Source organism: Nitriliruptor alkaliphilus DSM 45188 (genome assembly GCF_000969705.1).
In the GTDB taxonomy this organism is placed as follows: domain Bacteria; phylum Actinomycetota; class Nitriliruptoria; order Nitriliruptorales; family Nitriliruptoraceae; genus Nitriliruptor; species Nitriliruptor alkaliphilus.
Genome location: NZ_KQ033901.1, coordinates 4871991 through 4891968 on the forward strand (window position 1 = coordinate 4871991; position 19978 = coordinate 4891968).

A 19978-nucleotide genomic window follows, 5' to 3' on the forward strand; every position below is an offset into this window, starting at 1 on the left:
GTCATCTCGATCGGGTGAGACCTCGCAGCCAGCGCTGCAGCAGACGCTCGCCCTCGCGGAGGACGACCGACTCGTGGCGCGCGGCGTCCCGCAGGACATCATCGCGTTCGAGGCCGGTCCGCTCGAGCTGGGCACGCAGGCTGTCGAGGTCCAACCAGGACGCGAGCTGCTCGGTGGGCACCTCGGGGTGGAACTGGACCGCGTGCGCCGACCCGAGGGACCACGCGGGGACCCCATCGCTCCCGTGCAGCAGGGGCACCGAACCGGGTGGGAGCTCGGTCACCTCGTCCTCGTGGATGAGGAGGGCCGGACTGTCGTCCGTCCACCGCTCGAACACTGGATCGGCGCACGCCGCAGCCGTCCGGCGCAGCGGCAGGAGTCCGATCTCGGGCACGCGTCGCCTGGCGACCTCCCCGCCGAGGGCGAGACCGAGCAGCTGCGCGCCGAGGCACACGCCGAGGACCGGGATGCCGGCTTCGACCGCTCGCGTCAGGTGCTTCATCTCGTCGACGAGCTCGGGGTGGCGTTCGAGGTCGGTGGTCGACTGCGGTCCGCCCATGACGAGCAGACCGGCGACGTCGTCGAGGTCGGTGGGCAGGGCGTCGTCGCCGACGTCGATCTGCTCCCACGGGATGCTGTGGCGATGCGCGTCGAGGACGGGCGTGAACGCGGAGGGCCCGGTGAGATCGTGGTGCGACAGCAGGAGGAGACGGCGCACGCGTGGGCTCCAGTCGAGGGATGGAGGGGACCGGTCGGTGAGGCGGATGATCACACCGCGACGGGCGCCGCGGCGACCGTCGGTGACCGCCCGACGAGCGCGTGCAGCTGTCGCAGGAGCGAGCTCGGAACCACCCCGTCGCCGAGCAGTGCCGCAACCACCGTGCGGCCGTCGTGGGTGCCGACGACGCCGCTCAGACCCTCCGGCAGCGGCTCATCCAGCGGCGCGAACGCGGTCGCCAAGGCCGGGATGCCGACACCCTGGATGCGTAGCGATCCCTGGTCGCTCCAGAAGGTCGGCAACGGCGTGAACGGCGCCGGATCGAGCTCGCCACCGGTGAGCTGGGCGGCCAGGGTCCGACCAGCGCGCCGCGCGGTGTCCATCACGTTCGTCCAGTGCTCGATCCGTCGTGGCACGGGGTCGAAGGCGAGGTTCGGGAACCGAGCCACGTCACCGACCGCGACGACGGCATCGGTGCCTTCGGCACGCAGGTGCTCGTCGCACAGCACGCCGTCGCGCAGGTCGAGTGCGTTGCCTTCCAACCAGTCGGTGGCGGGAGCGGCGCCGATGGCCTCGACGAGGAGGTCGGCGACGACCGCGGTGCCGTCATCGAGTTCGACGCCGGAGATCCGCTCGTCGCCGAGGAGCCGGATGATGCGGCGTCCGAGGTGGAACCGGACACCCCGGCCCTCGTGGTGGCGCTGCACCAACTGCCCGCCGTGCTGACCGAGCACGCCGGCCAGCGGGACGTCGAGCGTGTCGACCAGGACGACCTCGGCCCCGAGCCCCACGAGCGTGCCGGCGAGTTCACAGCCGATCAGGCCGGCACCCGCGATGGCTACCCGTGCGCCCGGGCGGAGCTCCTCCGCCAGCGAGCGCGCGTCGTTCAGCGTGCGCAGGCGGTGGCGGCCTCGCTCGGGGCCCACGAGGGGCAGTCTCCGCGCCCGCAGGCCGGTCGCGACGACGAGGCCGTCGAAGGGCAGGCGGGTGCCATCGTCGAGCCCCACCTCACCTCGACGCAGATCGCAGCTGACGACCCGCGTCCCGAGGCGCCAGTCGACCCGTGCCGTCCCGGCGCGCGGACGGAGGATCAGCGGATCGGCGGCTGCGTCACGTCGTCCGCCCACGGCCGCCTCGTGGAGGAAGTCCTTCGACAGCGGTGGCCGCTGGTACGGCGGATGGCTCTCGTCACCGACGACGGTGATCGCGCCCCTCCAGCCGGCGACGCGCGGCTGCTCGCTGGTACGCAGCCCGGCGGCCGACGCACCGACGACGACGACATGCCCGGCGTCCACGTCAGCCCTCCAGCGCGATGGCCTGCATGGGGCAGACGTCGGCCGCGTCCTGCGCGAGCGCCTCCTGACCCTCGGGGACGTGCTCGAGGTGATGCAGGTCGCCGTTGCCGTCCAGTTCGAACAGGTCCGGGGCAGCGATGGCGCACTGCCCGTGCTGCTCGCAGCGGCCACGGTCGACGATGATGCGCATGGTGTCGTTCCTCCCTCGCTCCGCCGATGGGATGGTCAGGCGGTGGTGAAGCGGATCGGCAGCTCGATCGGGCCGGTGTTCCCGCTCGGTGCGAGGCTGCGCACCGGACCGTCCAGAGCGGGATCACGCAGTCGCTGCGCCAGGATCGGCAATGCCTCCTTCATGTCCAGGCGTGCCAGGAAGTGCCCGAGGCAGTAGTGGACGCCACCGCCGAAGCCGAAGTGCGAGGGACGTTCTTGCGTGATGTCGAAGGTCGGGTCGGCGATCTTGGCCGGGTCGGTCCCCGACGATTCCGAGAGGAGGTGCAGCGTCGTGCCCGCTGGGATCAGCACGCCGCGGTACTCGAGGTCCGTCGTGGCGGCACGCGTCACCCAGGTGATCGTGGGCCGGTTGCGCATGACCTCCTCGACCGCGTGGCCGCCGAGCTCGGGACGCTCGGCCAGCAGTCTCCACTGGTCGGGGTGATCGACGAACGTCTGCATCGCCAGGCCGAGCTGGTTCCGGGTGGTGTCCATGCCGCCGAAGATCAGCAGCACGAGCATGGTGCGCAGCTCCTCGTCGGAGAGCTTGTCTCCGGCCTGGGCGGCGACGAGGTTGGAGATGAAGTCGTCGCCCGTGAACCGCCGGCGCTCGGTGACGATCTCGTCGACGACGTCGTAGAGTCCGCGCAACGCGTCCTCGATCTGGTCCTGGTCCTGCGCGATCGTGATCCCGAACGCCAGACCGAGGGTCGTCGAGTAGTCGACGATGCGCTTCCAGTCGCGCTCGTCGATCCGGAGGAGCTTGGTCAGGACGCGGGCCGCGTACGGCTCGGCGAAGGCGGTCATGAACTCGCAGCGACCGTCGTCGACGAACGCATCGACCAGCTCGTTGGCGAGCTCGCGGAAGTCCGGCGCCATGTGCTTGATGACCCGCGGAGAGAAGGCGGGGTTGACGAGGCGTCGGAGCCGGCCGTGCTCGTCCCCCTCCTTGCTGAGCAGCATGCCGCTCCACCAGTCGGCCAGGAGGCCGTCGGTGATGCCGTGGTGGCTCGGCCACGCGTAGCTGCCCTGTCGCAGGCGCCGATCCTTGATCAGCTCGCTGACCGCGTCGTACCGCAGGACGGCGACGCCGAGGTTGGTGCGCGCGAACCAGCTGCGCTCCCGCGCTCGGTGGACCTCCTCCGAGGCGACGTCGAACGTCGGGTCGGAGAGGTCGAAGAACGGCGCCTCCACGTCGGCGAGTGCGGTCGGCGTCATCTCGTCTCCCTCCGGAAGGCGCGTCCGGGGAAAACCTATAACACCATAGGTATCGCGTCAAGGCGGCGGTGCATCACTCCTGCACGATGCGCATCGGCAGCTCGCCGCAGCGGACCGCCCCCGGCGGTGGCCGGTGCGGGTCGGCGCCGTCGGCGGCCAGGCGTGCACCCGTTCGATGTCGGGGATCGGTCGAAGCGATGACGCGGCCGCGGTCGTTGACGAGCGTGGCTGGCGCGGGGAGGCGCAGGAGCAGCGGCAGGACGCGGCGCTCGAACCTGCTCAGGTACAGGTCGCTCGCGGCGACACCGAGGAAGCGACCGCCGGCAACGACGGGGACGGACGTGGTGATCGTGTACGTGTTGGCTCCCAGGTGATCGACGTAGGGGCCGTCGAAGGCGCGCTCCGCCGCGTCCGCAGCGAGCTGGAACCAGGGCCGGCGCGTGTAGTCGTAGAAGTCGGCGGCGGCCGGATCGGTGCCCAGGTGCATCTGCTCCAGCTGGCCCCCGTCGTCGACCGTCCAGAACTCGAGCCAGTACTCGACGTCCTGCAGGGCTCCCGGGGCGGCCACGAAGCCGGTGCCCGAGAGCAGGTCCGCGTGCTGCTGCAGCTGCCCGTGGATCCTCGGTCGCAGCGCGACGAGGCCACCGGAGGTCAGTGCCGCCGTGCCCGCCGTCGCCAGCTCGGCCACCTGCGTGCCGATCTCGTCGAGCATCTCGTACACGTGGTCCACCAACGCGGCGACCTGTGCCGCCACGGTGGTCGTGTCTGGGGGGGAGGACGCCTCCCGTGACATGGTTCCTCCAGCGGTGGGACGCCTCAGGCTCGCAACAGCTGTAGCCGGAGTTCGGCGACGAGCGTGATGGCGTCGGTGATGTGCTGCTCGGCGAGGTCACGGGCTCGTCGCCCATCCGCGGCGTGGATCGCCTCGATGATGGCCCCGTGATCCTCGGCTGCCTTCGCGGCCTCGTCACGGGCTCGTTCGGGAAGCCAGAGCAGCCCACCGATATCGGCCTGACAGCCGACCTCGGCCTGCGTGAGACGGACCGACTGTGATGCCACGGCGACCTCGATGTGGAACCACCCGTCGGCACGTCGGAACTCCGGCAGGCTGCGTGCTCCCTCGAAGGCCTCGGCTGCCTCCCGCATCCGCTGGACGTCCTCGGGTGCCGCTCGCTCGGCGGCGAGCCGAGCGGTCGCCCCAGCGATGGCGGTGTAGTGGTCCTGTGCCTCGCGCAGGTCCTCGAGCGACAACGACCGGACCCGCGCGGCGAGCTCCGTCTTCAACGCGTCGGGAGGGGACAGCACGAAGGTGCCGCCGCCTCGACCGCGGCGCGTCTCGACCAGACCCTGCTGGCGCAACGCCATGAGCGCCTCGCGCAGGGAGACGGTGGAGACGCCGAGCTGCGCGGCGAGTTGGGACTCGCTGGGCAGCCGCTCGCCGTCCCGCAACACGCCGAGCGCGATCGCCTCCGTCAGTCGTTCGACGATGCTGTCGACGCGTCCGAGCCGCTCGACCGGAGCGAACACGGCGGCACGGACACCGTCCCACGAACCGCTCGGAAGTTCCGACACGTCCCCTCCCGCTCGACCTGGCTCGCGTCGCTGCTGGCCGCGACGGTAGCAACGTGACCGTCTTGGTTGAAACATATGGAACCATAGGTTAATGTCTGGGCGAGCGGGCGTGGGCGGTGCCGAGCGGTCGGTACCGCCGCGCCGATGGGATGGGAGTGACGCATGAGCAACGCCTTCGATGAGCACGTCGAGCGCAACACCCAGCGAGCGGCGGTCGCTGCGGTCCGAGAGCGGATCGACGACGCGGGCGTCAAGTACCTCTACTACCAGTCGATCAGCCTCAACGGCCGCGTCCTGACCAAGATGGTCCCGGCCGCGCACCTCGAGCGGAACCTCGAGCGAGGCGTCAACTTCCACCGGACCGCGATCTCCGATCTCCAGGCGGATCGGCACGGCAACTACCTCGGTGGCGGTGCCGAGGCACCCGAGTTCACCTCCTTGCCCGACATCGATTCGTTCCAGGTGCTGCCGTGGGACACGTCCGTCGGCCTGTTCCTGTGTCGCGTCTACGAGCCGCGCCACACGCCCGAGATCGGTGGCGAGCCCTTCGCTGCGGACTGTCGGGGCAACCTGCTCCGGCTCCACGAGCGGTTCACCGACCGCACCGGGCTGCGACTGCGCAGCGGCTGCGAACCGGAGATGACCTGGGAGGGCGATGGCCTCGAGGTCCACGTGCGCGAGGGCGCCTCGCCCGCCTACCACGCCGGCTCCCTGGAGATCATGCGGCCCATCTACCAGCGCGTGGTCAGCTACGCCCAGGCGCTCGGGCTCGACATGATCGAGGGCGACTACGAGGACGCGGGGCAGCTCGAACTCAACTGGATGTTCGACGACTGCCACCTGACCGCCGATCGGCTGATCCTGTACCGGCAGATATGTCGTCAGGTCGCCAGGGAGTTCGGCGTCATCGCGAGCTTCATGCCGAAGCCCTACGCCGGTGTGATGGGGAACGGCTGCCACCACAACCTCAGCCTGTGGCGTGGTGACGACAACGTGCTCGTCGAGCCCGGGCGCCGCGACATCCACCTCAGCGAGACCGGTCGCCACATGCTGGGCGGCATCCTCGAACACTGCGCGGGTGCGATGGCGTTCGTGGCGGGAACCGTGAACTCCTACAAGCGGTACTGGGACTCGGGCCTGTTCGCGCCGACGAAGGTCAACTGGGGGATGGACAACCGGACCTGCACCGTCCGACTGAGCACCAGCGGCCGCCTCGAGTACAAGGCTCCGGACGCCAGCACGAACCCCTACCTGTCGCATGCGGTGCTGCTCACCGCCATCGAGGACGGACTCGACCGCGAGCTCGATCCTGGCGAACCCCTGGTCGGCAGCGGCTACGACAGCGACAGCCCCTTCCCGGCACTGCCGCTCTCGCTGGGCGAGGCGCTCGACGCGGTGAAGGACGACGACGTGGTCCGTGGCGCCTTCCCGCCGGGCCTGGTGGATCTCTACCTCGAGCTCAAGGCGGACGAGTGGGCGAGGTACTGCGGCGCCGTGACGGATTGGGAGCGGCGCTGGTACCTGGAGTACCTGCCGTGACCGCGCCGCTGCGCGTGGTCTGCGCCGACCTCGAGGCACCGCCGCTGTTCTGGACGGCCGGCGACGGTGACCGAGCCGGGCTGGAGCCGGCGATCACCCGGCTGGTCGCGGCGCGCCTCGAACGCGAGGTCGAGTGGGTGTACACCCCGTGGTCGGCGTTCTACCCCGCGATCGACGCTGGACGTGGTGACGTGGTGTGGTGCGGGCAGGGCATCACCGAGGAACGCCAACGACTGGTCGACTTCACCGAGCCGTACGCGATCTTCAACGAATCCGTCCTGACCCGGCCAGGTGCCGGCGTCGCGGGGCCCGAGGACCTCGTCGGTCGGCGGGTCGCGGCGATCGCCGGCAGCGCGAACATGCTGCTGGCTCGGACCTTCACCGGCGCCGAGATCGTCGGGTTCGACGGCGCCAGCGACGACGTGTTCGGCGACATGCTCGGTGCACTTCGGGACCACGTGGTCGATGCGGTGGTCGACGACGACGTGGTGTTGGTGCCGTTGGATGCGGATCCCGCCTACGAGCTCGCCTTCACCGTCGAGACCCGCAACCCCTGGGGGGTGGCGCTCCCGAAGGGATCGTCCCTGCGCCAGCCGCTGGACGACGCGCTCCGGGCGGTCAAGGCGGACGGCAGCCTGCAAGCCCTGTGGGAGCGAGAGCTGCCGAGCCTGCCGTACCCGTTCCAGGTGTCGGCGTGACGAGCGACGACGTCGCTGACAGCACCCGACGCCCGCTGATCGCGGTCGCCGGGCTGTACGCCAGCCAGGCGAGCTGCCTGCGCTTCGAGGCGGTCGTCGCGGCCCGTCGGCTGCTCGACGCCGTCCAACGCGCGGGGGGTGACCCGGTCGTCCTGTACCCGGTGCCCGACGGCTATCCGATCGAGCAGCTCGCACGCTTCGACGGCGTGCTGCTCCCCGGCGGCGCGGACGTGGACCCCTCGTCGTACGGTTCGACGAGCCGCCACGTGGCGCTCGATGGCGGCGATCCGGCGCAGGACGCTGCCGACTGCAGCGTCGCCCTGGCGGCGCTCGACCTCGGCAGGCCGCTGCTCGCCGTCTGCCGTGGCACGCAGATCCTGAACGTCGCGCTCGGCGGCACCCTCGTGCAGCACCTCGAACCGGACGCCGTCGGCCATCGCGACGGCCGCCACGAGGTGATCCTGCGCGAGCGCAGCGTCGTGGCACGGACGATGGGCACCAGGACGCCGACGGTCTCCTCCTACCACCACCAGGCGATCGCTCGCCTCGGTGCGGACCTCGTCGTGACCGGGCGGGCCCCGGACGGCGTCATCGAGGCGATCGAGCACACCAGGGGCGATGTCATCGGCGTGCAGTGGCACCCGGAGGACGACGCAGACGAGGCGCCGGCGCAGCAGGCGCTGTTCGACTGGCTCGTGGCCGCCTCACGCCGGACTCGCCGAACGGCGACGGCGACGGAGGAGCTCGTCACCGTCCCGCGCGTACCGGCCGTCGTGACCGCCCAGGACCCAGGAGCACGCGCATGACCACGGCCACAGCGGACTGGACGACGCGTCTCGCTGGTCTACGGCCCCCGGCCGGTCTCCACATCGACGGGCGGTCGGTGGCGGCCGCCACCGGTCGCACCTTCCCGTGCATCTCGCCCCGCGACGGTCGGGTGGTGGCCGAGGTCGCCGAAGGTGGTGCCGAGGACGTGGATCGGGCCGTCGCGTCCGCACGGTCGGCGTTCCAGGACGGGCGGTGGGCGCGGCGGTCACCCCGGGAACGGCGTGAGACGCTCCTCCGCCTCGCCGATCTCATCGAGGAGCACCGCGAGGAGCTCGCGCTGCTCGAATCGGTCGACATGGGGAAGCCCATCAGCGACTCCCTCGCCGTCGACCTGCGCGTCACGCTCCAGACGTTCCGGTTCTACGCCGAGGCGATCGACAAGCTCTACGGCGAGGTGGCGCCGACGGCGGAGGATCAGCTCGCGACCATCACCCGTGAACCGGTGGGTGTCGTCGGTGCCGTCGTGCCCTGGAACTTCCCGCTCATGATGGCGGCGTGGAAGCTCGCGCCCGCGCTCGCCGTCGGCAACTCGGTCGTCCTCAAGCCGGCCGAGCAGTCACCGCTGACGGCCCTTCGGTTGGCGGAGCTCGCAGCAGAAGCGGGGCTGCCGCCCGGTGTGCTCAACGTCGTCCCCGGGTTCGGACCGACGGCGGGGGCAGCGCTCGGTCGTCACCCGGACGTCGATGCGCTGGGCTTCACGGGCTCGGGCGAGGTCGGTCGAGCGTTCCTCATCTACGCCGGCGAATCCAACATGAAGAAGGTCATGTTGGAGTGCGGCGGCAAAAGCCCACAGATCGTGCTGCCGGATGCCCCCGATCTCGATCGCGTCGCCGACGCGATCGTCAGCGGCATCTACTTCAACCAGGGCGAGGCGTGCAGCGCCGGCTCACGGTTGCTCGTCCACGACGACATCAAGGACCAGGTGCTCGAGCGTGTCGTCGAGCGCTCTGAGCAGTGGCACCCAGGAGATCCGCTCGATCCGTCGACGCGCATCGGTGCCGTGGTCGAGCAACGACACCTCCAGCGCGTGCTCGAGTACGTGGCCGTCGGCCAGGCTGAGGGCGCGAGCCTGATCACCGGTGGTCGCCGTGCTCGTGAGGAGACCGGGGGCTTCTACGTCGAGCCCACCGTCTTCGACGCCGTGCGTCCCGAGATGCGTATCGCGCAGGAGGAGATCTTCGGGCCCGTGCTCTCGGTCCTGACGTTCCGGACGCTCGAGGAGGCCATCGACATCGCCAACGCGACCTCGTACGGGCTGGCCGCTGCGGTGTGGACGACCGACGTGTCGGCGGCCCACCGCACCGCTCGCGATCTGCGCGCCGGCACCGTCTGGATCAACTGCTTCGACGCGAGCGACATCACCGTGCCGTTCGGGGGCTCCGGTGAGTCCGGCTACGGCCGGGACAAGTCCCTGCATGCGGTCGACAACTACACCCACCGCAAGACCACCTGGTTGCACATCGGCGCCTGAGGCCCGGCGTTCGAGGTCTGGGGGATCCTCATCCGCGTGCTGTCGCTGCTCCTCGTGGTCGCGCTGGTCACCCTGCTGCTGGGGTGCCCGCCGCCGCTGAGGGCCGTCAGGTCGCTCAGCGGTGGAGCACGTCTTCGTTTCGCTTGACGGCTATATAGATGTATGCGACAGTACGGCCATGGACGTCTTCCAGGCCGTGGCCGATCCGGTGCGCCGCACCCTCGTCGAGCGACTCGCTCGCGACGGTGCGGTCGCCGCGGGTGCGCTCGCGACCGAGGCCAACGAGCGGTTCGGCATCAGCCAACCCACCACGTCCAAGCACCTGAAGGTGCTCCGCGAAGCCGGGGTCGTCACCCGGACGGTGGACGCCCAACGCCGCGTCTACCGCCTGGAGCCCGCGGCCCTGGACGACCTGGCCAGCTGGGCAGCCTTGCAGACGCGGCGGTGGAACCAGCGGCTCGACGCACTCGAGGAGCACCTGCTCGATCACCCCGATCAGGAGACCACCACGTGAACCGACCACTGCTCGGAACCGTCGACCGGGACGCTGGCGCCGTGCACCTCGAACGGGTGCTGTCGGTGCCGCCGCACGAGGTCTGGGCCGCCCTCACCGATCCGGCCCGCCTGCGCGCCTGGCTCGGTCACGTGATCGAGGGGCGCCCCGGACCGGCCGCACGGTTCGTGCTGCGCATGGACGACCAGGAGACCGCGACCTGCACGGTGACCACCTGGGACCCGCCACGCGAGCTCGGGTTGACCTGGGACTACACCGGCGAAGGTCCGTCGGTGCTGCGGCTCGGGCTCGTCGACATCGGAGGTGGCACGCGTCTCACACTCGATCACGAGCGGCTCCCCGTCGACCCGGTGCAGTACGGCGCGGGCTGGCACGCCCACCTCGATGCGCTCGACGGCCACCTGACGGGCGCGGCCGCGTTCGAGGAGGGCTGCGAGGGGGCGGACTTCGCCGCCGCGTTCGACGACCTGATGCCGCGGTACGCCGCGGTCGCGGTGGGCGGGGCGTCGCACGAGAGGACCGGCGGATGACGGGACCAGCCTTCGGTGGCGGCGTCGACATCGCGATCAAGATCCCGCGGGCCGACTACGACGCGACCGTCGCCTTCTACCGCGACACCCTCGGGCTCCCGCTCGAAGCGAGGGACGCCGCCGACGCCCCGACGGTGGCCCGGACCCATGCGCTGCCGTTCGGCCCGAACACCCTGTGGCTCGACCGGGTGGACACCTACAGCCGGATGGACGTCTGGCTGGAGCTGCGCACCGACGACCTCGATGCCGCGCTGCAGCGACTGGCCGACGACGGGGTGCACCCGTGCGACGAGATCGAGCCGCTCGATGCGCCCGGCGCCCGGACCCGCTGGATCAAGGACCCGGCCGGGGTCGTGCACCTCCTGGTCGAAGACGCGAACACGACGCGGTCTGCACCGGCCGGCGGGCTCGACCAGTAGTCCGTCGGGTCACCTGGCCGCTGGACGCAGCTGCCACACGCAGGCCAGCAACCACACGGTGCCGATGGCCAGACCCACCAGGACGTCGGTCGGCCAGTGCACCCCCAGGACGACGCGGGCGAGGCCGTTGGCCACGATCAGCAGCGCCCCCAGCGGCACCACGGTGGCTCGGGTGAATGGGTGGCGCGACCAGACCCGGATGATCCAGGCGATGAGGCCGAGCACCGCGGCCGCGCGGACGGTGTGGCCCGACGGGAACGCTGCGCTCAGCGCGTCGACCGTTGCACCGTCGGGCCGGGCACGGTCGACGATCGTCTTGACCAGCCCGGTGACGACGGTGGCGCCGCCGAGGACGGCGGCCAGCAGCAGCGCCACGTCCCAGCGCCCCGAGCGCCACCGGGCGAGAAGGGCGACGGCGGCGGCGATGAGGCTCACCACCAACAGGTGACCGACGTCGGACAGCACACCGGCCACCGCGGCTGCTGCGGTGCCTGGCTCGGCCGTCGCCCGCGCCGACAGTTCGGCGTCGAACCCGGGGGGAGCACCGTCCGCGAGGGGAAGCCCCAGGAGCGTCCCCATGCCCACCAGCACGGCCGCGACGACGGCCAGCCGCACGATGACGCCCACCTCGAAGGGGGAGCGTTGCAGGTGCAGGGTGCGCCGTGCCTCGATCGGGTGGTCCACGCGTCGCTCCGCGTCGCTCGTTGGAACGACGATCGAACCACGTCCGCCGTGGCCGGTCGGACGAGCCCGCTCAAGCACCGTGGCCGACGTGCCGATGGCCCGGTGGACCGTGGGTTCCGGGGGGATGGCCATGTCCGAGCACGACCAGCACCACCCTGCGCCGGGCTGGCCGCCGCCAGCTCCACCGGCGGCCTCACCTCCGATGTCGACGCCATCGCCGCCGCGTGCGCTCCCCGATGACGTGGCGGCCTTCGCCGTCACCCTGCCGTCGCTCCGGGAGCCGGGCCCGACTTGGTCGGCGGCACCGCCCCGGACCGGTGAGGACACGAGCGACGCGGTGGTCTGGAGCGCGGTCGGTGTCGCGGGGCTGGGGGTCGCCGGGATGCTGTGGCTCCCGCCCCGTGCCCTGTTCGTGCTCGGGCCGTTGGCCGGGGTCGTCGTGGTGGCGCTGCTGCTGATCGATCGGGTCGCGCTCCATGAGGCCGGGTGCCCGCAGGCGCCGGGGTGGGGTTGGGCGTTGCTTCCACCCGCGTACCTGCTGCGTCGTTCCCGGGCGCTCGGGCGCCAGCCGTGGTCCGCCTACGCGCTCGTGGCCGTCGGGATCGGCGCCCGGGTCGGCATCGTGGTCCTCGGGGTCGGCGGTGGGGATCTCGCGGGGATGGCTGCGTTCGAGACGCACCTGGCGGCGGATCTCAGCGAGCGGTGGGAGCAGGAGTGGACCGCGGACTGCCCGCGCTGGGTCGTGATCCAGCGTGACGCCGAGTTCGTCTGCGTCCTGACCGGCACCGACGGCGACTCGCGTCTGGAACTGACCTTGCGGGTGGTCGACGACGAGGGGGGCGCCGAGGTCGTCCGCAGCAGCTTCTCCGGCGGCGGGTCGCGCTCCGAGCCCACGTACGACATCGCCCCCTGAGGTGCGGCGGCTCGGCACCGGGGGTGGCTGCGCGCCGTCCCGGGTGCAACCTCCGGGGGTCGTGGCGCGTCGGACAGGGTGCGGCGACGACCCACGTCGCCAGCTCCCGAACGGCACCACGATGCGCTCGCGCTCCCGCCTCGTGGCCACCACGCTGGTGGCCATCAGCAGCCTCCTGCTGACCGCCTGCGGTGGTAACGCCACCCCCTCGACGACGGACCCGGCCACCGCGCCCGACAGCACGGTCGACGTCGAGCCCGCCACCGCCACCGACCCCGAGCCGGCCCCCGCCGCCGACCCCGACCTCGACTGCTCCGCGCAGGGAGCCGACCTCGCACCGCGTCCCGTCGACGGGATGCCGGCCGAGGTCGCCGCGCTTCGCGACCTCCTCCTCGACGCGGCGCTCCGCTGCGACGAGCAGCTGCTGTTCACCGCCACCGAGGAGTCCGACGAGTTCACCGTCTCCTTCGGGGACGGCACCGACCCGATCGGCTACTGGTGGGACCTGGAGGCAGCGGGGGAGGCCCCCTTCCTGCGTCTCGCCCAGGTGCTGTCCACGACGCCCGCGCTGTCGGCCGGCGGCGACGTCTGGGTCTGGCCCCAGGTCACCACCGGTCGCTCCGAGCACACGGCCGAGGCGGCCTGGGCCGAGCTCGTCTGGCTGGAAGACCCGGCTGCGATGCGGGCCGCCGGGGACGGGTACCTGGACTGGCGCGTCGGCATCAGCGTCGACGGCCAGTGGCGCTTCTTCGTCGCGGGCGACTGAACGGTCCGTGCCGACGGCCGGCCGCCGCCCCGCTCCCGGGGCGGCGGCCGCACCCAGGGGTGGGTCTGCCCCATCGACGCTCGCGCTGCCCTCCGGGTCGCATCAGGGCGTGTGGCCCGGAGGTCCGAGGTCGTCCAGCTGGTCGTCGATGAACCGGCGCTCGGCCTCGTTGTCGGTCAGCTCGCGGGCCCTCCGGTACGCCGCGGCCGCCGCGTCGTGCCGGCCGAGGCGGCCGAGCAGGTCGGCTCGTGTCGCGTGCAGCAGGTGCGAGCGTTCCAGGGCGAGTCCCTCGAGCTGCGCCAGGGCTGCCTCGGGTCCCTCGACCTCGGCGACGGCGACGGCCCGGTTGAGCGTGACGACCGGCGACCGCGCCAGTGCCGCGAGCTGGTCGTAGAGCGTCAGGATCTGGCGCCAGTCCGTGGCCTCCCACGCTGGCGCGTCGCTGTGCACCGCGTTGATCGCGGCCTGGAGCTGGTAGGGACCCGGCGTGTTCCGGCGGAGGCACCGTCGCACCAGCTCCTGCCCCTCCGCGATCAGCTCCCGGTCCCACCTCGAGCGATCCTGGTCCGGCAGGGTGACGAGCGCACCCGCGGACGCGCGAGCGCGTCGTCGGGCCTCGGTCAGGAGCAGGAGCGCCAACAGTCCGAGGACCTCCGGTTCGTCCGGCATGAGCGCCGCGAGGAGCCGCGCCAGCCGGATGGCTTCGGTGCACAGGTCCGCTCGTGCGACCTCGCCGCCGGCGGTCGGGAGGTAGCCCTCGTTGAACACCAGGTAGACCACGGCGAGGACGCCGCGCAGCCGCTCGGGGAGCTCGTGCTCCTCCGGGACCCGGTAGGGCAGGTGGGTCGCCCGGATCTTGCGTTTGGCGCGCACGAGTCGCTGCTCCATGGCGCTGTCGGAGACGAGGAACGCCCGCGCGATCTCGGCGGTGGTCAGGCCGCCGAGCAACCGCAGGGTCAAGGCCACGCGCGTCTCGACGGCGAGGGCGGGGTGGCAGCACGTGAAGATCAGCCGCAGCTGGTCGTCGCTCACCGGCCCCACCTCCTCTCGCCCCGTCGTCTGCTCCTGGAGGAGCGCTGCCTGCGCCTGCCGGTCGTCGCGCTGGGCCTCGCGCCGGAGCCGGTCGATCGCGCGTCGCCGAGCGGTCGTGGTGATCCACCCACCTGGGTTCGGTGGTAGGCCACGGCTCGGCCAGGTCCGGGCGGCCACGACGAACGCTTCCTGGACCGCGTCCTCGGCGAGGTCGATGTCGCCGAACACGCGGATGAGCGTCGCGACCGCCTGACCGAACTCGGCACGGAAGATCCGGTCGAGCTCCTCGGGCATCAGGACGCCGTCGGTCACCCGGCGTCGTCCACGAACGGTCGGACCTCGATCGGCACCGTCGTGGCGAGAGCCGCCTTCTCGGCCCACCGCAGTGCCTCGTCGAGGTCGGCAGCCCGGATGATCGACAAGCCGCCGACGACCTCCTTGGTCTCAGCGAACGGTCCATCGGTGATCAAGGTCTCACCGTCGCCGGGGTGGACCACCGTCGCGGTCGAGGGGTCGTGCAGCCCGCCGCCGAAGACCCACGCTCCCGCGGCTTGGACCTCCGCGTGGAACGCATCCACCCGGGCGGTGATCTCCTCGAGCTCGGACGGTGTCGGTGGGACGGCGTCGGGTGGGTAGACGACGGACAGCAGGTAGTCGGGCATCTGGGTACCTCCGTGGGGCTCAGGGACCGACCGGTTCGCCGGTCCTCACCTTCCCTACGAACGGGCACCCCGTCGAGCCGACATTGGCCGGGCCATCGACCACCGTCGAACGGTCCGACCGTCAGAAGAACCGGCGGGCGAGTGCGGCGATCTCGGTCGGGTCCGAGAGTTCGTCCTTGAGCCGGAAGAACTCGTCGAGGTGTCCTGGGGTGACGAGGAACAGGATCGTCGCCGGGCCCTCCACGGACCGGAACGTGTGGGTCAGTCCGCGCGGGAGGAAGAACGTGGCACCGGGCCCACCGGTCCACGTGTCGTTCCCGCACTCGACCTGCATCGTGCCCTCGAGCACGACGATGGTCTCGTCCTCGTGGGTGTGGCGGTGGGGCGGTGGGCCCGGTCCGTCGACGACGGTGCGGTAGAGGGCGAGGCTGCCGCCCGTGCTGTGCGCTGAGCACTTGACGTCGGTGCCGCGGCCCGGGACGCCCTCGTCGGGTCCGAGGACGTAGCCACGGACCGGCATGGCCGGTCCGGGCGGTTCGAGGTCGTGCTGGTCGGTGGCTGCGTCGCGTGCGTGGTCGGAGCGTGGTGATGACATGGAAGGTCCGAGCGTCGGGAGGATGGCTCGACGGACGACGCCCGGCGAGCCGCGGAGGGTCAGGCGCGTGCGGTGCGTGCGACCACGGGTTGACCTCCTGGCTCGGGTACCGCGGACCGACCCTCGCTGCGGGTTCGATTCGGTGCGCGACACGGTCGGAGTACACCGGGGCGCCCGTCGGCTGTCAACGGTGGACCGGCGGGGCGGCGCGGGCGTGCACGTCACCGCCCGTGTTCGGCGCTCCCGGGGGTGGTGTCGCACGTTCGGGCCACCGACGCGGCCCATGCGCGGACCGTCGCCACGTACGCCTCGGCGCTGGCCACGTCCACGTCGGCGACGTTGTGCTGCCAGGCCACGGGGGCTGCGCCGGGTCCACGTGCACGGACGCGTGTCGCGCCGTCGGTCAGGCGGCGGATCTCCCGGCGGTCGTGGTCGGTCGGTTCGCGGTCGAGGTGATCGAGGACGAACTCGACGAGCCGGGGTGCGGCCTGCTCCGTGTACCAGCCGTGCTGCAGACCGTAGGTGGGTACGACCAGGTGGTGCACGACCCCATAGGCGGGATCGGAGAAGTCCGCGGCGAGGCAGGCGTGGAACCTCGCTTCGCAGTCGACGGCTGCACAGCGGTCGCAGGCGGTCGGGGTCTCCATGCGGGCATCTTGCCCCACGTCCTGACGACGTGGTTCTTCCCACCACGTGCGCTGCGGTCTGGGTGTTCGTCCCGTTGCCGTCAGCCGGCCGTTCGGTCACCGTGGAGTTCTTCATGGACGGCCGGACCCGTCGTCGACCGAGAGGAGCTCCACCGTGACCGCCGACGTGCCGCTCGACCCCGACCGCTTCTACACCCCCGAACAGCGCGTGCTGCAGGACGCGACCGACAACCGGGCACTCGCTGACCGGCTGGTGGGCGCGATCGTCACCCCCCAGCTGCCGCCGGAGCACGCCGCGTTCATCGCCTCGCGTGACTTCTTCTTCCTCGCCACCGTCGATGCGGCTGGGCAGCCCACCGTGTCCTACAAGGGAGGCGCGCCCGGGTTCGTCCACGTGCCCGACCCGTCCACCGTGGTGTTCCCCGACTACGACGGCAACGGGATGTTCCTCTCCCTCGGCAACGTGCAGGCCACCGCGCGCATCGGGATGCTGTTCCTCGACCTGGAGACGCCACACCGTCTGCGGGTGCAGGCCGACGCGTCGGTCCACGACGACGATCCGGCGTTGGAGCGGTTCCCCGGCGCGAACGTGATCGTGCGCGCGCAGGTGACCGCGGTCTTCGTGAACTGCGGGCGCTACATCCACCCCCACCGGCGGGTGGGCTCGTCGAGGTTCGTCCCCGACACCCTCGGCGCGCAGCCTTACCCGGCCTGGAAACGCATCGACGCATTCCAGGACGTCCTCCCCGCTGCGGACCGTGGACGGGCCGCCGACGAGGGAGGCACCATCACGCCCGACGAGTACCACGCCCGTGTGCGTGCCGGAGAGCCGTGAGCACGGTCGATGCCGTCCTGGTCCTCGGCGTCACACGCCGATGGGCGCTGGGGTCTCGCCGTTCTTCGGCCGTTAGCTGGCGACGATCACGCCCGCGCGGTCGGGGCGCCGCGCGGTCGGGGCGCCGCGGTGTCGGGGCGCCGCGGTGTCAGGACGCCGCGGTCGCCGTGTCCGCCCCGGTGCCGGCGGTCGTGCGGCCGGCGACGGTCAGGAGAGCGACGCTGTCCTCGTCGGCGACGAGCCCGTGGACCTCGTCCGGGATCGGTGCCCAGTGGCCGGCGCTCAGCGCGAGCTCGTCGGCGTCGGTGGTCAGGCGCACGCGGCCGACGAGTACCTCGAGGGTGGCCTGGCCGGGGGCGCGGTGGTCCTGGAGGCGGTGGCCGGCTCGCAGCGCGAGCAGCGTCTGTTTCAGCGGCGCGTGCGCGCCCGGGGTCAGCGTCCGCGCCGCTCGGCCGGACGTCTCGTCCGCCAGCGAGGCGAGCAGCTCCGCCGCGGCGGTCGGCAGGTGCAGGGTCGATGGCACGAGCTGGTCCTCATCCGTGGGGTGTGCTCACCGTCCTCCATCTGTCACGATGGTCGTAGGGTGAAACGTCCCGACATCTGATCACGCTGCCCGGCACCGCCCGGAGCCGGGACCTCGGCGTCATCGACACGCGAGGCCCTTGACCTCGCGTGCCCTTCGAGACGTAGCTTGTGGCTGCCCGGCACACCTCGTCGGGTCGTGCCTGCCCCGAGGATCCGTCGTGATCGCCTCCCTGCCGCCACGGGACGTCGACCGGTACCTGGCCCGCATCGGCCAGCCCCGCCCCGACGCCCTGACGCTCGCGTCGCTGGCCCGCCTCCAGGATGCCCACGTGCGGACCGTGCCGTTCGAGAACCTCGACATCCACCTCGGACGGCCGCTGTCGCTGGGCACCGGGGATCTGGTCCGCAAGATCATCGACGACCGCCGGGGCGGGTTCTGCTTCGAGCTCAACGGCCTGTTCGCCTCGCTGCTGAGCACGCTCGGCTACGAGGTCGTCCTGGTCGCCGCCCGCCACCGGCTCGAGGACGGCACGCTCGGTCCGGCGTTCGACCACACGCGGATCCTGGTGACCGTCGACGGGCACCAGGTGGTCGTGGACGTGGGGACCGGCGCATCGCCGCGCGGCCCTGTCCCGCTCGACGGGTCCGTGGCCGAGCTCCCCGACGGCAGCCGCCACCGCGTCGTGGCACGGGACGGCCGGCTCGACTCCCAGGTCCAGGAGGGCGACGACTGGACCGACGGCTGGTCGTTCGACCGGCACGCTCAGCCGCTGGAGGCGTTCGCCGATCGCTGCCGCTTCCACCAGGTCGACCCGTCCTCGCACTTCACGCGGAAGCCGGTCTGCACGTTGGTGACCACCGATGGGCACGTGACGTTGTCCGACCGACGCCTGATCACGACGTCCGGTGACCAGCGCACGGAGGTCGACGTCGACGATCCACGACGGGTCCTGGCCGACACGTTCGGTGTGCGGATCCCGACCTGGCCGGGCGGAACTGTGGAGAGCAGTTCGACGTCCCACCGGTGACGCTGCTGTCGAGGACGGGAACACCAGATGCGGGGATCCGGGCTGACTGGCCAGCCATCGTGCCCACGTGGGGCACGGGCGCGCAGGATCGGGACGGCGCTCGGCGGTGTGGCGATCGTGCTGGCCGCCTGCGGGCGGACGCCGGGGCCGGAGGTGAGCCCCCGGGATCCATCGCAGGCTGGGGAGATCGCGCCGGAGTGCCACGAGGCGGAGCGGCTGCGGGCGGCGCTGCCGGAGGGGGTCGAACCGACGGGTACGACGGCCGAGCCCATCGAGGACGGGTCGGTGCCCGGTTCGGCGTCGGAGGGTGATGACGCCCTGCCGGATGCGCTGTCGCTCGGCCCGGAGATCGAGCAGTGGGCGCAGCGTGAGGCGCCGGACAGCTTCGCCGGGGTGTGGCTCGACCAGGAGCTGGGCGGGTTCGCGGTCGCGTTCGCCGACGAGGTCGACCGCTACGCCGCCGAGGTCCGCGAGCGCATCCACCCGGGGCTGGCCGTCGCCGAGGCGGACCACTCCTACGCCGAGCTGCGCGACATCCAGGACCGGGTCACCGAGGAGCAGATGGGGCAGCCCGATCACGAGCCCGGCGCGGTCAGGTCGACCGGTGTGGACGTGCTGGCCAACCGCACCTCGCTCGGCGTCTTCGACCCCGATGCCGATCGGCTGTCCGAGCTGTCCGAGATCTACGGCGCCACGGCGATCTGTTTCGAGATCGAGGCCGCACCCGGACCGCCTGTCGAAGCGATCGACACGCTGGCGAAGGCGCAGGGCTGGCGCGACGGCCTGACCGAGGAGGTCGAGACGATGTTCGCGGTGTTCGAGGTGGCCTACGACCGAGAGACGGCGGAGGTCGCGTGGCGCGACAACGTCGCGGACGACCTCGAGCCGCGCGACGACGACCTGCCCGCCGAGCCGGGCCTGTACGGCACCCTCGACGAGGTCGACTTCGATCGGCAGGCGGTGGTGGTGTGGTCGTCGGGCGAGTCAGGCAGCTGCCCCGAGTGGCTGACCAACATCGACGGCGCCGGCGGCACCATCCGGGTGCAGCGCGAGGCGACCGCGGAGATGTGCACCGACGACTTCAACCCCTACCGGCTGGTGCTGGCGGTCGACCGGGACCGCCTCCCAGCACCCGAGGAGCTGGCGGCCGCTCAGCTCGAAGGCGTCCCGGACGGGACGGTCCGCAGCTACCCGATCGGCGACGGATGAGGCAGCGGGGCTGACGAGGACAACGAGCAGGGCCCGTGGTGCCGTCCGTGCAGGAGCTGGACCGCCCCGA

The 19978-nt window shown here is 71.7% G+C and carries 24 protein-coding genes; 12 read left to right on the plus strand and 12 right to left on the minus strand.

Annotated features, from left to right (window positions below; translation table 11 throughout):
- Position 1 precedes the first annotated feature (1 nt).
- From NITAL_RS22590 to NITAL_RS22615, 6 genes are all read right to left on the minus strand, one after another.
- A complete protein-coding gene (locus NITAL_RS22590) occupies positions 2-718 on the minus strand; it encodes a type 1 glutamine amidotransferase (protein WP_157042039.1) in 717 nt (238 codons plus the stop codon).
- A gap of 50 nt (positions 719-768) precedes the next feature.
- On the minus strand, positions 769-2013 hold the full coding sequence (locus NITAL_RS22595) for an NAD(P)/FAD-dependent oxidoreductase (RefSeq protein ID WP_052668556.1): 1245 nt from the start codon (positions 2011-2013) through the stop codon (positions 769-771).
- A 1-nt stretch (position 2014) separates the two neighbouring features.
- Positions 2015-2203 (minus strand): ferredoxin, encoded by a 189-nt coding sequence (locus tag NITAL_RS28270; protein WP_052668557.1) that lies wholly within the window; start codon positions 2201-2203, stop codon positions 2015-2017.
- Between the two features lie 35 nt (positions 2204-2238).
- Complete coding sequence (locus NITAL_RS22605; protein WP_052668558.1) at positions 2239-3441, minus strand: cytochrome P450; 1203 nt, start codon at positions 3439-3441, stop codon at positions 2239-2241.
- Between the two features lie 73 nt (positions 3442-3514).
- Complete coding sequence (locus tag NITAL_RS22610) at positions 3515-4234, minus strand: cache domain-containing protein (protein WP_083441913.1); 720 nt, start codon at positions 4232-4234, stop codon at positions 3515-3517.
- Positions 4235-4257: 23 nt separating this feature from the next.
- Entirely contained in the window at positions 4258-5013 is a 756-nt protein-coding gene (locus NITAL_RS22615; protein WP_211262612.1) for a FadR/GntR family transcriptional regulator, read from the minus strand.
- A 162-nt stretch (positions 5014-5175) separates the two neighbouring features.
- Here NITAL_RS22615 and NITAL_RS22620 point away from each other — a divergent pair, with 162 nt between their 5' ends.
- From NITAL_RS22620 to NITAL_RS22650, 7 genes are all read left to right on the plus strand, one after another.
- Positions 5176-6552 carry a glutamine synthetase family protein gene (locus NITAL_RS22620; protein ID WP_052668560.1) on the plus strand — a complete coding sequence of 459 codons (1377 nt, stop codon included), beginning with the start codon at positions 5176-5178 and terminating at the stop codon, positions 6550-6552.
- The gene (locus tag NITAL_RS22625) at positions 6549-7250 is read left to right on the plus strand and encodes a substrate-binding periplasmic protein (protein ID WP_052668561.1); all 702 of its coding nucleotides are present in this window, start codon (positions 6549-6551) and stop codon (positions 7248-7250) included. Before NITAL_RS22620 ends, NITAL_RS22625 begins: the two co-directional genes overlap by 4 nt.
- Positions 7247-8056: a gamma-glutamyl-gamma-aminobutyrate hydrolase family protein gene (locus tag NITAL_RS22630; RefSeq protein ID WP_083441915.1), complete on the plus strand. Its 810-nt coding sequence runs from the start codon at positions 7247-7249 to the stop codon at positions 8054-8056. The genes NITAL_RS22625 and NITAL_RS22630 overlap by 4 nt, the downstream gene beginning before the upstream one ends.
- Positions 8053-9549, plus strand: a complete 1497-nt coding sequence (locus NITAL_RS22635; protein WP_052668562.1) for an aldehyde dehydrogenase — start codon at positions 8053-8055, stop codon at positions 9547-9549. The genes NITAL_RS22630 and NITAL_RS22635 overlap by 4 nt, the downstream gene beginning before the upstream one ends.
- Positions 9550-9727: 178 nt before the next feature.
- Positions 9728-10063: an ArsR/SmtB family transcription factor gene (locus NITAL_RS22640; RefSeq protein ID WP_052668563.1), complete on the plus strand. Its 336-nt coding sequence runs from the start codon at positions 9728-9730 to the stop codon at positions 10061-10063.
- On the plus strand, positions 10060-10593 hold the full coding sequence (locus tag NITAL_RS22645; RefSeq protein WP_052668564.1) for an SRPBCC family protein: 534 nt from the start codon (positions 10060-10062) through the stop codon (positions 10591-10593). Before NITAL_RS22640 ends, NITAL_RS22645 begins: the two co-directional genes overlap by 4 nt.
- Complete coding sequence (locus NITAL_RS22650; RefSeq protein ID WP_052668565.1) at positions 10590-11012, plus strand: VOC family protein; 423 nt, start codon at positions 10590-10592, stop codon at positions 11010-11012. The genes NITAL_RS22645 and NITAL_RS22650 overlap by 4 nt, the downstream gene beginning before the upstream one ends.
- A 9-nt stretch (positions 11013-11021) precedes the next feature.
- On the opposite strand, the gene NITAL_RS22655 is transcribed toward NITAL_RS22650, so the two are convergent.
- The gene (locus NITAL_RS22655) at positions 11022-11696 is read right to left on the minus strand and encodes a phosphatase PAP2 family protein (RefSeq protein ID WP_169786934.1); all 675 of its coding nucleotides are present in this window, start codon (positions 11694-11696) and stop codon (positions 11022-11024) included.
- A gap of 202 nt (positions 11697-11898) precedes the next feature.
- Between NITAL_RS22655 and NITAL_RS22660 the strand changes: the two genes are divergently transcribed.
- Together NITAL_RS22660 and NITAL_RS22665 are read left to right on the plus strand one after the other, a co-directional pair.
- Positions 11899-12609: a hypothetical protein gene (locus NITAL_RS22660; RefSeq protein WP_157042042.1), complete on the plus strand. Its 711-nt coding sequence runs from the start codon at positions 11899-11901 to the stop codon at positions 12607-12609.
- A 61-nt stretch (positions 12610-12670) separates the two neighbouring features.
- Positions 12671-13375: a hypothetical protein gene (locus NITAL_RS22665; RefSeq protein ID WP_211262613.1), complete on the plus strand. Its 705-nt coding sequence runs from the start codon at positions 12671-12673 to the stop codon at positions 13373-13375.
- 102 nt (positions 13376-13477) lie between these two features.
- On the opposite strand, the gene NITAL_RS22670 is transcribed toward NITAL_RS22665, so the two are convergent.
- From NITAL_RS22670 to NITAL_RS27595, 4 genes are all read right to left on the minus strand, one after another.
- Complete coding sequence (locus NITAL_RS22670; protein WP_052669977.1) at positions 13478-14701, minus strand: sigma-70 family RNA polymerase sigma factor; 1224 nt, start codon at positions 14699-14701, stop codon at positions 13478-13480.
- 14 nt (positions 14702-14715) lie between these two features.
- Entirely contained in the window at positions 14716-15069 is a 354-nt protein-coding gene (locus tag NITAL_RS22675; protein WP_052668569.1) for a YciI family protein, read from the minus strand.
- 121 nt (positions 15070-15190) lie between these two features.
- A complete protein-coding gene (locus NITAL_RS28275) occupies positions 15191-15664 on the minus strand; it encodes a cupin domain-containing protein (protein WP_052668570.1) in 474 nt (157 codons plus the stop codon).
- 221 nt (positions 15665-15885) lie between these two features.
- Positions 15886-16311, minus strand: coding sequence for a DUF5946 family protein (locus NITAL_RS27595; RefSeq protein ID WP_052668571.1), 426 nt, complete (start codon positions 16309-16311; stop codon positions 15886-15888).
- A gap of 154 nt (positions 16312-16465) precedes the next feature.
- Between NITAL_RS27595 and NITAL_RS22690 the strand changes: the two genes are divergently transcribed.
- The gene (locus NITAL_RS22690; protein ID WP_211262615.1) at positions 16466-17146 is read left to right on the plus strand and encodes a pyridoxamine 5'-phosphate oxidase family protein; all 681 of its coding nucleotides are present in this window, start codon (positions 16466-16468) and stop codon (positions 17144-17146) included.
- 148 nt (positions 17147-17294) lie between these two features.
- Here NITAL_RS22690 and NITAL_RS22695 read toward each other — a convergent pair whose 3' ends face one another.
- Positions 17295-17669 (minus strand): cupin domain-containing protein, encoded by a 375-nt coding sequence (locus tag NITAL_RS22695; protein ID WP_052668572.1) that lies wholly within the window; start codon positions 17667-17669, stop codon positions 17295-17297.
- A gap of 220 nt (positions 17670-17889) precedes the next feature.
- Here NITAL_RS22695 and NITAL_RS22700 point away from each other — a divergent pair, with 220 nt between their 5' ends.
- The gene (locus NITAL_RS22700) at positions 17890-18699 is read left to right on the plus strand and encodes an arylamine N-acetyltransferase family protein (RefSeq protein WP_052668573.1); all 810 of its coding nucleotides are present in this window, start codon (positions 17890-17892) and stop codon (positions 18697-18699) included.
- A gap of 108 nt (positions 18700-18807) precedes the next feature.
- Positions 18808-19908, plus strand: a complete 1101-nt coding sequence (locus NITAL_RS22705) for a hypothetical protein (RefSeq protein WP_052668574.1) — start codon at positions 18808-18810, stop codon at positions 19906-19908.
- The last annotated feature ends 70 nt before the right edge of the window (positions 19909-19978 follow it).

Bases quoted from the DNA above. Each gene is read 5' to 3' on its own strand.
- NITAL_RS28270 (WP_052668557.1), bottom strand. From the start codon at position 2,203: ATGCGCATCATCGTCGACCGTGGCCGCTGCGAGCAGCACGGGCAGTGC.
- NITAL_RS22605 (WP_052668558.1), bottom strand. From the start codon at position 3,441: ATGACGCCGACCGCACTCGCCGACGTGGAGGCGCCGTTCTTCGACCTC.
- NITAL_RS22610 (WP_083441913.1), bottom strand. From the start codon at position 4,234: ATGTCACGGGAGGCGTCCTCCCCCCCAGACACGACCACCGTGGCGGCA.
- NITAL_RS22620 (WP_052668560.1), top strand. From the start codon at position 5,176: ATGAGCAACGCCTTCGATGAGCACGTCGAGCGCAACACCCAGCGAGCG.
- NITAL_RS22635 (WP_052668562.1), top strand. From the start codon at position 8,053: ATGACCACGGCCACAGCGGACTGGACGACGCGTCTCGCTGGTCTACGG.
- NITAL_RS22640 (WP_052668563.1), top strand. From the start codon at position 9,728: ATGGACGTCTTCCAGGCCGTGGCCGATCCGGTGCGCCGCACCCTCGTC.
- NITAL_RS22650 (WP_052668565.1), top strand. From the start codon at position 10,590: ATGACGGGACCAGCCTTCGGTGGCGGCGTCGACATCGCGATCAAGATC.
- NITAL_RS22660 (WP_157042042.1), top strand. From the start codon at position 11,899: ATGTCGACGCCATCGCCGCCGCGTGCGCTCCCCGATGACGTGGCGGCC.
- NITAL_RS22670 (WP_052669977.1), bottom strand. From the start codon at position 14,701: ATGCCCGAGGAGCTCGACCGGATCTTCCGTGCCGAGTTCGGTCAGGCG.
- NITAL_RS22675 (WP_052668569.1), bottom strand. From the start codon at position 15,069: ATGCCCGACTACCTGCTGTCCGTCGTCTACCCACCCGACGCCGTCCCA.
- NITAL_RS28275 (WP_052668570.1), bottom strand. From the start codon at position 15,664: ATGTCATCACCACGCTCCGACCACGCACGCGACGCAGCCACCGACCAG.
- NITAL_RS27595 (WP_052668571.1), bottom strand. From the start codon at position 16,311: ATGGAGACCCCGACCGCCTGCGACCGCTGTGCAGCCGTCGACTGCGAA.